Source organism: Mycobacterium sp. (genome assembly GCF_049281135.1).
Taxonomy (GTDB): domain Bacteria; phylum Actinomycetota; class Actinomycetes; order Mycobacteriales; family Mycobacteriaceae; genus Mycobacterium.
The window spans coordinates 1-2305 of the sequence record NZ_JBAPRN010000001.1 but is presented as its reverse complement, the minus strand read 5'-3'; the positions used below and the strand labels follow the sequence as shown (position 1 = coordinate 2305).

Here is a 2305-nt window from a genome sequence, read left to right as displayed (position 1 = left end):
GACACGGTTGAGGCGGTTGAGGAGGCCGGCGGCGACGCAGTGTCGGTGCCGTGCGATGTTCGTGACGCAGCCGCCGTCGATCGCGCGATCGCCATAGTCGCAGAGAAGTTCGGCGGCATCGACGTCGTGGTCAACAACGCGGGTGCTCTGGATCTCAGGTCGACCGCCCAACTGCCGCCGGCGGGTTTCGACAGACTGCTGGCAGTCAACGTGCGAGGGGCCTTCGCTGTGGTGCATGCTGCGCTACCGCACCTTCGCAACTCTGACAACGCACACATCGTCAACGTGTCGCCGCCATTGAACATGAGTCCGGGATGGTTTTCGTCGCACGTGGGGCACACCGTGGGCAAGTACGCCGAGAGCCTGCTCACGCTGGGCTGGGCAGCCGAATTCGCGCTGATCCCGATAGCAGTCAATTCGCTGTGGCCTGCCACCACGGTGGCAAGTACCGGAATGATGGTCGCGATGGGTGAGGAGGTCGTGCGAGCCCAGGCCCGCAACCCACAGATCATGGCCGACGCCCTGCACGCGCTTGTCACGCGAGCCGCGGCAGAAAACAGTGGACGGTTTTATACGGATGAGCAGGTGCTGCGTGAGGAGGGCGTCCAGGATTTCTCCCGCTATCGGCTTGCCCCGCGCGAGCAGGACCTCACTCCCAACTTCTACCTGTCGCCTGTCGTCGCGACGGCCTAGCCAGCTATTACGATGACCGATTTCGACTTGCTGTGCGGGAACGATCCCGAGCTGTCCGAGCTACGCGCGTCGGTACGAGACTTCATCGCTGAAGATCGCCAGCGCTTCAGTTGGCAGCCGAAGGTCGACTCGTGGATAAGGGGCTGGGACGCGGCGTTTAGCGCCCGGCTCGGCGCTGCTGGCTTTGTGGGACTGACAATTCCCAAGCAGTACGGCGGACGCGGTCTGGGCCATCTGCACCGTTACGTCGTCGGCGAAGAGCTGCTGGCCCACGGCGCACCTGTCGCGGCGCACTGGACGGCCGACCGCCAATTGGCACCAGGGTTGCAGGCGTTCGGCAGCGAAGAACAACGGCAGAGCTTGCTGCCCGAAATCGCTGCGGGACAACTGTATTCCGCGATCGGCATGAGCGAGCCCGGCGCCGGTTCCGATCTGGCTGCCGCCCAAACCAAAGCCACACGCGTCGAACGCGGTTGGGTGCTACGGGGCACCAAAGTGTGGACCAGCGGCGCCCACCTAGCACACTGGATCGTCGTGCTGGCCCGCACCAGCCCATCCGACTCGAAGCAGCGGCATGCGGGATTCAGCCAGTTTCTTGTGCCGGCCGGCGCAGACCGCGTCGTGATCAGTCCCATCGCGCTGATGTCAGGTGAACACCACTTCAACGAGGTCAAGTTTGACGACGTCTTCGTTCCCGATACGCGGGTGCTCGGTGTGCCTGGCGAGGGCTGGCACCAAGTGACGCGGGAGTTGTCCTTCGAACGCAGTGGCCCCGAACGGATTCTGTCGACCACACCGCTGATTACCACGGCGCTTCGTGACCTGGCACTGTCTCGCACAGTCGACGACCGCACGGCAATGGAGGTCGGCAAGCTCGTTGCGCGGCTGGTGTCGCTTCGCCAGCTATCGATCTCAGTGGCCAGAAACCTCGCCGATGGCGAGGATGCCGCGAACCGGGCGGCGCTGGTGAAAGACCTAGGGACCACCTTTGAACAGAAATCCGTCGACCTGATCGCGGGCCTGATCTGCGGGATCGAGCAGGACACAACGGGACGTGAACTGCTCGACACGGCCCGGCTGCATCAGCCGCTGTTCACCCTGCGCGGTGGGACCAACGAGGTGCTACGCGGTGTGGTCGCGCGAGGAATGGGGCTGCGTTGAGCATGTGGCTGGCGGGCGGGGTGTTCGACACTGTGGTCGACGACGATGATTCGGCCGAGTTGTACCGGCTCGTGGACGACATCGGCCGGCGTTCGTTCGACGCTCGGATTGGCCAACGGCGCCGCCCCGAGCCATTCGATACCGCCCTATGGCACACGCTCGAAGAAACCGGTCTAGCGCGCCTGACAAGCACGCATGATCAGGACGCCGGCCCAGCCGAAATGGCCGTCGTGCTTAAGGGTTTGGCGGCTCACGCCGCCGCGGTGCCGCTCGCCGAGACCGATCTAATGGCCGCGTGGCTGGCGGCACAGGCCGACGTGTCAGTGCCCGAGCGGGGCGCGCTGACCGTGGCGCTGGCACGGGCGCGGATCGATGGTTCTCGCGTCGTCGGAGTCGCGCCGGAGGTGCCGTGGACACGCGCGTGCGCGGCCGTGCTGCTGGCCGCAGAGAC

Annotated in this window: 2 protein-coding genes and 1 pseudogene; all 3 read left to right on the top strand. The window is 65.2% G+C overall.

Translation table 11 applies throughout. The features are described from left to right. On the top strand, nucleotides 1–693 hold a 693-nt coding region (locus WAN02_RS00015; RefSeq protein WP_422261606.1), incomplete at its 5' end, for an SDR family oxidoreductase. A gap of 12 nt (nucleotides 694–705) precedes the next feature. Next, entirely contained in the window at nucleotides 706–1854 is a 1149-nt protein-coding gene (locus WAN02_RS00010; RefSeq protein ID WP_422261604.1) for an acyl-CoA dehydrogenase family protein, read from the top strand. Between the two features lie 2 nt (nucleotides 1855–1856). Continuing rightward, nucleotides 1857–2305, top strand: a pseudogene (locus tag WAN02_RS00005) (acyl-CoA dehydrogenase); the annotation flags it as partial.

Coding starts and splice junctions, on each gene's coding strand:
- WAN02_RS00010 (WP_422261604.1), top strand. CDS start 706: ATGACCGATTTCGACTTGCTGTGCGGGAACGATCCCGAGCTGTCCGAG.